The 7,099-nt window shown below is 60.7% G+C and carries 5 protein-coding genes; 1 reads left to right on the top strand and 4 read right to left on the bottom strand.

From position 1 onward, the window contains the following. The coding region (locus JNL55_RS31385; protein ID WP_293863889.1) for an ATP-binding protein at positions 1-575 on the top strand (575 nt) is incomplete at its 5' end. Here the strand turns inward: JNL55_RS31385 and JNL55_RS31390 are convergent. The 4 genes from JNL55_RS31390 to JNL55_RS31405 are packed head-to-tail and all read right to left on the bottom strand — an operon-like array spanning position 544 to position 6,960. Next, the gene (locus JNL55_RS31390) at positions 544-1,980 is read right to left on the bottom strand and encodes a serine hydrolase domain-containing protein (RefSeq protein WP_293863892.1); all 1,437 of its coding nucleotides are present in this window, start codon (positions 1,978-1,980) and stop codon (positions 544-546) included. The genes JNL55_RS31385 and JNL55_RS31390 overlap by 32 nt on opposite strands. A gap of 44 nt (positions 1,981-2,024) precedes the next feature. Beyond that, on the bottom strand, positions 2,025-4,172 hold the full coding sequence (locus tag JNL55_RS31395) for a S9 family peptidase (protein WP_293863895.1): 2,148 nt from the start codon (positions 4,170-4,172) through the stop codon (positions 2,025-2,027). After that, positions 4,169-5,629 (bottom strand): serine hydrolase domain-containing protein, encoded by a 1,461-nt coding sequence (locus JNL55_RS31400; RefSeq protein WP_293863898.1) that lies wholly within the window; start codon positions 5,627-5,629, stop codon positions 4,169-4,171. The genes JNL55_RS31395 and JNL55_RS31400 overlap by 4 nt, the downstream gene beginning before the upstream one ends. Before the next feature lie 23 nt (positions 5,630-5,652). Continuing rightward, entirely contained in the window at positions 5,653-6,960 is a 1,308-nt protein-coding gene (locus JNL55_RS31405; RefSeq protein WP_293863902.1) for an erythromycin esterase family protein, read from the bottom strand. Positions 6,961-7,099: the final 139 nt, after the last annotated feature.

A 7,099-nucleotide genomic window follows, 5' to 3' on the forward strand; every position in this document is an offset into this window, starting at 1 on the left:
CGCGACTTCGACTACGTCTGGAGCGCATCGACGACGAAGCCTTGCGTGATCGCTTGGTCGGCGACCTGAGCGCCATGAATGAGCTGATCGATGAAGGCTTGGAGCTGGCTCGCAGCGCCGAGACTTCCGAGCCGCGCGTCATGCTCGACCTGGACTCGCTGCTGGAAAGCTTGGTCGAAGATGCCGCCGATGCCGGCGCTCAGGCCGAGTTCCAACAAGGCTGCGGCGCCGTGCTACAGCTACGCCCGTTAGTGGCGCGGCGACTGTTTTCAATCCTGATCGATAACGCCATCAAGTACGGCGGTTGCGCACTCGTGTCCTCGATCCGCAGCGGCACTGAAGTAGCCGTGCAGATTGCCGACCGTGGCCCTGGCGTGCCACCCGAAATGCTCGACAAAGTCCTCGCGCCATTCGTGCGAGTGGAATCATCTCGCTCGCGCGAAAGCGGCGGCGCCGGCCTCGGCCTGACCATCGCTCGCAAACTCGCCGAAGCCAGCGGCGCGACGCTGACACTGAAGAATGGCGACGATGTGGGGTTGATAGCTATCGTGCGGTGGAGCAAGACCGAGAACTGACCTCTGGGCCGCCCGCGTCATCGCAGCTTCGAGCGAATCTCACATTCTTGGCGCGAGCGGTAGAAATCAACAGAGCCCGTGGCTTGCCGGCAGCATCTCGTTCGATGCGGACTGTTTGCAACGGCCAGTCCGATGCAAAACCATCCGGCATCGTCGGTCGCAACACGAAGCGGCGTTCGAACCAGATCGAGTCGACCAGGAGCTCGCCGTTCTCCACCGAGAGCGTGTAGGTCGCGTCCAACTCGCTGCTGCGATAGTCGCCCACCAGCTCGCTCAGATTGACTGTGGCAGGTGCGGGCACCGGCTCTGGTTCGGAAGCATTACTGCGTGTCTGAGGTTGTGTCTTCGCAGGCGCAGCCGCTGACTCAACACTCTTCGCGTCGAGCATGATCGTTACGACGCGCTCCAAGGCCCGCATCGTCTCGATAGCGGTATTGGCCAAGATCGCTACCGACAGCTGCTCGGCGGGAAAGTAAGCGAACACGCCGCGAAAAGCCCCATGCACGCCGGTGTGCAAAACGGCTGCATGCCCGGCGACCGATTTCCTCTCCAGCGCGAAGCCATAGTCGAGCGGCGTGCCATCATCCAAGCTGCCCATGCCGATGAACTGCTCGATCAATGCAGCGTCACCCACCACCGGGCGCGAGAAGTTCGCAGCCCATCGGGCGAAGTCATTGGCAGTGATGTACAGCCCCGTGCCGCCGACGGTGTCGCCCGCCAATATCTTCGCTCGCCAGCGACCCGCTGCATCCTTCTCATAGGAACGCGCTCGCCGCGGTACGAGCTCGCTGGCATCGTCATAGAAGAACGTACTGCGCATTTGTAGCGGTGTGAAGATTCGTTCCGTCGTGAACTCTCGCAACGTGCGGCCGCTGACTGCGTGCACAATCTCAGCGAGCAACGTGTAGCCAGTGTTGCAATAGTTGTACTCAGTGCCAGGCCGCGCGTTGAGCGCCCGCTGGCGCTTCACCATGTTCACCACCTGCCGTTGATGAGTGCGACTGCCATCCTGGATGCCGCCGAGTTCGAACAAGCTCCATTGATCGCGGAGCCCGCTGGTGTGATGGATCAAGTGCCGCACCGTGATTCGGTCGCCGAAGTCCGGCACGTAAGGCAGATAGGTGCGAATGTCAGCATCCAAATCAATCTTGCCGTCGCGAGTCAGTAGCAGGATGGCGAACGCGACGAATTGTTTGGAAACACTGGCAGCGTAGAACACTGTGTCCGCAGAGATCGCGACGGGATTCTCCAAGTCGGCTAAGCCATAGCCGTGCGCATACACGGTGCGTCCATCGCGATAGATACCGACTGCCAGGCCCGGCGACCCAGGCCGCTGATAGTCCGCAAACAATGCATCTACTGCCACCTGCTTCGGCGCGTTGGCAGCGTCAGCCCAAACCAGCATTGGCATCAGCCACACGCCAGCCATGCAAATCAATGCGCGCAACATCAGTGCCGCTGTCCCAAGGTTCGACTAAAGAACTCCATGACCTTCTCCGGCGGACGCGCTCTAGGCCCTAGATGCCCGGCCTCGGGAGCGATATGAAATTCCACCGGCGTGCCTTGCTCGAGCAAGCGATAGCCCAGGTCGATGACGGCTTGCATGTGACCCTGCTTATCCAGCTCGCCCATCGAAATGAATGTCGGAGCACGCCACGCAGAGATGCGCGAGGGTGGCGACGATAGATACGCAAGTTCCTGCAGCCGGGTTCGCTCCGATAAACGAATGGCATCCGGCGGCGCGCTCGCCCAGCCGCCTTCTTCGCCGTCGAGCTGTAACTCGAGCACCCAGTCGTACACACCGCTTAGATGCGCAGCCGCCGCGAAGTACTGCGGCAACTGAGTCATCGCCAAACCAACGATGTGTCCACCATACGAGCCACCCATGATGCCAATGCGCGTGGCATCCACATCCGGCCGACTGCGCAAATAAAGCGCTAGCGCGCGCAAGTCCAACACCTCGCTGGCGCCACTCGCGCCGCCCGCTAGCGGCACGCGATAGTCCAATCCGAACCCGGTGCCGCCTCGGTAATTGATCTCGACGAAAATAAAACCGCGACTGACTGCGTGCTGGCCAAGCGCGGTGTTGACGCCATTGCCCGGCGAGACACGGCTGCTCGGTCCGCCTTTGCTCGCGACGATGACTGGAAAGCCGCCGGCCGGCGCCGGCCCCGATGGGACTGTGATCAGATGATGTGACACCACGCCATCCTCAGCGACCAACTCGACCACTTGCGTGTCCTGCAACTGCGACCACAGCGACTCATGCTGCTGCTCCGGCTGCGGCGTGAGCACGACCGGCTGTTTCGCGTTCGTTGTTACCAGCCGGCGATTGGGCATACGCCCATGGGTGTTGCCGATGTAAGCGACGTTGCCATTCGCCAGAATCCTTGGGCTGTGCTCGACGCCTGCACCTCGCGTCAACTGTTCCGGCTTGCCGCCGGAAATCGGCGAGCGCCACAAGTGCGAGCGAGCGTGATCGTTCCAAGTCGCGGCATGGATCAAGTTTTTGCCGCTGGCATCGATCACCGGCACCGAAACCTCTCCGTCGCCGGACGCGACCGACCGTGGCGCACCTTTCGTCGCATCGATGGCATAGGTCGACAACCAACCGGTCTTTTCCCACGGAAACAAGATCTCATCAGTGCGAGTCCACAGCAGCTGCGACTTCTCGAGCGCACCGATCATGGTGAAGCTTTCGCCGTAAGGCTCAAAAACGCTGCCTCTGCCCTCATCCGCTCGCCAGCGCGTTCGCACTTTGCCGGAGACGACATCCGCGATCATCAGACTCCAAGGAGCCGCCGAGCGCTGCGGCGAAAAGCGATGCTCTAGAGTCCAATTGCCCGGCATTCTCACAAAGGCCAGCTGTGTGCTATCGCTGGACCACGCCGGCACGACGTCGCGAAATATTCCCGGCTCCAAGTACTGATATGCGCCGGTGGCCAACGTATGAATGCCAACGTAGCTGTGCCCTGCTTTTCTCCAGCTCACGAACGCAAGCTGACGACCGTCGGGCGAATAGGACAGATTCGTGAGGCGCAACGCCGAATAGTGTTGCGGATCGTTCTGTAGCAATGGGCGGCGGCGCAGCGGCTCGGTATCGAGCCGATATTCATAGAGCATCGGTCCTTCTGCGATGACGAACGCTTTGCCATCCGGTGAGAAAATCGGCGCCTCAGTGGGCACCTCACTGCCTCGTAACAACAGTTGCGACGACTCGCCGGTCACGTGAACCCGCCACAGCGTTCGCGAGTCCTCTGCTGGGTACGAAGCGAACGCGGGCGTCGTTCGTCCTCGCACGTAGAACAAGCTCACACCATCGCTGGACGGATACGCTGCGACCAGCGGAGTTTGTGCGTCAGCCGTTATTAACACGCGGGGTTCGAACTTCGGTGGCGTGGCGACCAACAACTTGGAGTCTTCCATCCAAGCCACATAGTTGCCGTTGGCCGACGCGATTAGATCCGACGAGCCCAGGCCCAACGTTTGATGTGCGAGTATCGACTCCTGCAGCGTAAGTGCGCTCGCCACCCACGGCGAGCAGCACAGGATCGCCAGTGCGCTCCACTGAACCACCCAGCGCGCCTTCGATCTCATTGTTTATTTTCTCGCACGCGCTCGAGGCGCAGGCCCTGCAGCGCGCCTTCGATAATCTCGAGACTGACCACGTGACCCTGCTCGTCACGTCGAGGCTGCAGTACACCGAAGGCAAAGCTGTTCGACTCGAAGCGGTCGCGCGTGACAGCAGTCAGGGTCACCGCCACCGGCGACCACAGCGACCATTCCGACTGACGCTTCGCCTCCGCATCCACCGACCATAGACTGCGCACCACGAGCTGGCCTTTCTCTAGTTGCAACGTGTAAGTGGTGTCCAGTTCGTCGATCCGATACTGGCCCGTGATTTCGTTCGCGACGGCTGCGGATATCGGCGCCTGACGAGATCTCGAGTCCCGCGGCGGAGCTGGTGCACGTACAGGCCGCGGACTCCCGAGATAAATACTCGCAACCTCCTCAGCCAGCTGTTTCGCCGTGAGCGCGCCTAGATTGTTGGACATCACAGTGACTGCGAGGTCGTCGCCCGGGAAGTAGAATCCAGTTGCGCGAAATGCTTCCGCCTCGCCGCCCAGCACGATGGCCTGATGGCCGGCGATCTGCTTGGTAATGACACCGAAGTTATAGTTATTGCCGCCCACGGTAAGGCGAGCCGGCGTGGCTATCATATCGATGAGCTTCGCGTCGCCTACTCTCGGCGCTCCGTAGTTCCTCAGCCAAGTGAGCATGTCTTCAACGGTGGTCACCAAACCCGTTCCGCCGACTGTCTCGGCGTTCAACAGCGACGTGTGCCAGGTGTTGGCGGTTCGTGAGTAGCCATGCACTCGGCCGCGAATGACTTCGGTGGCGTCGTCAGCGAATACTGTTCTCGACATTCCCAGCGGCGCGAACATGCGCTCAGCCGTGAACTCACGGAGCGATTTTCCGCTGGCGCTGCGCACGATCTCGGCAAGCAATAAGTAGCCGGTGTTCGAGTACACCGCCTTGCTGCCGGGCTCAAACATGAGACTGCGTTGGTGGCGAATCAGATTGACGGCCTGCTCTTGCCACAACCAATCAGTTCTACTGCGTTGGGTGAGCTTGGCCAGCAAGCCATAGTCGCGTAGCCCTCCGGTATGTTCGACCAGATCGCGTACAGTAATGACAGCGCCGAAGTCGGGCATCGACCGCAGATAACGACGAATGTCTGCTGCTAGGTCGACCTTGCCCTCGCGCACTAGCAGGGCAATCGCAAAGCCGGTGAATGCTTTGGAGACGCTGGCCACGTAGAAGGCACTGTCCGCGGAGATCGGAACGTCGTGTTCGAGATCGGCATCGCCATAGCCTTTGGCTAACAGCACCTTGCCGTGGCGTGCCACACCGACGACGAAGCCCGGATTTCCCCGCGTGCCAAAGGGCGCTTCAGCCGCGATTAAAGCGTCGACCGCCGCGCTTTGAGACAGATCGGCGGCCTCGACGCACAGAGTCGACAGCATCGCCATGATTACGACGAAATAGCGCATGGATACTTTCGGGCTGCTTACGATTAGTGCAGTGGCGTGGCCTTGCTCAGGCCATCGAAGAAGAACGCCACGTCGAAGTTCTGTATCAACGGCAGCCGCGTACGCAGATCGGCCTCGTACCAGGTCAAACTCTGCCACCATTGCTGCGCCGGACCAGACGTGGTCAGGGCCGAAAAATCGACGGCAAACATCGCAGGACGTGTACTCGCCCAAAGCTCATCGAGCCGGCGATCCGGTACCGCCGTGCGCCGATCTATCATCGCCACGATCAGCATCTGACGGCCCAACTGCTGATGCAGATGACTGCCCATAGCATGCGAACACGACGTCGCCTCCAAACAAACCGGTTCACCGCGCCCAGCGTCACGCGACGCGTGTCCATTCGCGGAGAACACCATCAGTTTTCCATCGGCTCCTTGTCGATCCAGCGCCCAGAGAACGCTCTGAGCCATAGCTGCGTCTCGTTGAGCAATATCCCCATTGCGGCGAGGTGTCGGCGTCCACCAGCCCGTTGCACGCAAATCAGCATCGAGATTGCGTGCATTCACGGCGCTTCGATGCGCACGGTGATACGCCTCCGAAGAACTCGAAGCCAGCCACTCGACATGACGCCGCTCAAACAAACTGACTAGATCCGCCGTCGCCAACGTCAAGGCATCACGATCAGTCGAAGGCAACGCTTCGTAACGACTCGCCACCAGCGCAGCCAACAACGGCTCAAACCGAGCACGCCAGCTCGCAGCCAACACCGGATCGACCCGTTGCAAATAGTCCAACGCGAAGTCGGCGGCCTTGCGCAGGTGAACACGATCGGCATCGCGCACGTAGTTCACATGCCCGAGCATCTCGATGCCGTAGAAACGCAGCTTACGTTTAGTAGTGGAGCGCGCGTTGTAAGCACGCATCCATTCGAGCAGCCGGCGATTCTCCTGCCAACCCGCGGACGAGTTGAACGAAAACACGTTCCTGACCAATTGCTCGGTCAGCTCGCCCTTTCCGATGATGTAGTCATCGACCGCAGTGCCTTCGACGAATCCGGTCTCGGCGGCGATCGCAGTGAAGCCGTGTGTCTCGACCAGGAACTGGAACAGGCGGTTACGCAGTTCGAGCGATTCTTTATAGCCGTGCAAGACTTCGCCGAGACTCAACACCCGCACGCCGTCGAGCGAGCGATCCAGGAAGCGTAGCTCCGCTGGATCGCTGCCCATCTGCAGGCTGGACACCGGATGTACCGGTGTGGCCTCGAGTAAATGCTCTGCGGTTGCGGCTCGCCCGGTGGCCATCAGGCACAACAGAGCTATGATGGCCCACGGGCGCGGCGACAATCGCATGAGGACTCGCCTACAACTTGACGCTCATGCCGAGCCGAAAGGTGCGGCCGGGATTCGCGTTCTGCACCAGAGCCAGCCAGTCGAAGGCCGGGGTGTAGTACTTCTCGTCGAGCAGATTGGTGACGGCGCCATACACTTG

Origin of the sequence: Steroidobacter sp., assembly GCF_016790065.1 — a bacterium.
Lineage (GTDB): Bacteria > Pseudomonadota > Gammaproteobacteria > Steroidobacterales > Steroidobacteraceae > Steroidobacter.

What these genes read in the sequence shown, in the direction of transcription:
- JNL55_RS31390 (WP_293863892.1), bottom strand. Translation starts at nt 1,980, where the DNA reads ATGCTGGTTTGGGCTGACGCTGCCAACGCGCCGAAGCAGGTGGCAGTA.
- JNL55_RS31395 (WP_293863895.1), bottom strand. Translation starts at nt 4,172, where the DNA reads ATGAGATCGAAGGCGCGCTGGGTGGTTCAGTGGAGCGCACTGGCGATC.
- JNL55_RS31400 (WP_293863898.1), bottom strand. Translation starts at nt 5,629, where the DNA reads ATGCGCTATTTCGTCGTAATCATGGCGATGCTGTCGACTCTGTGCGTC.
- JNL55_RS31405 (WP_293863902.1), bottom strand. Translation starts at nt 6,960, where the DNA reads ATGCGATTGTCGCCGCGCCCGTGGGCCATCATAGCTCTGTTGTGCCTG.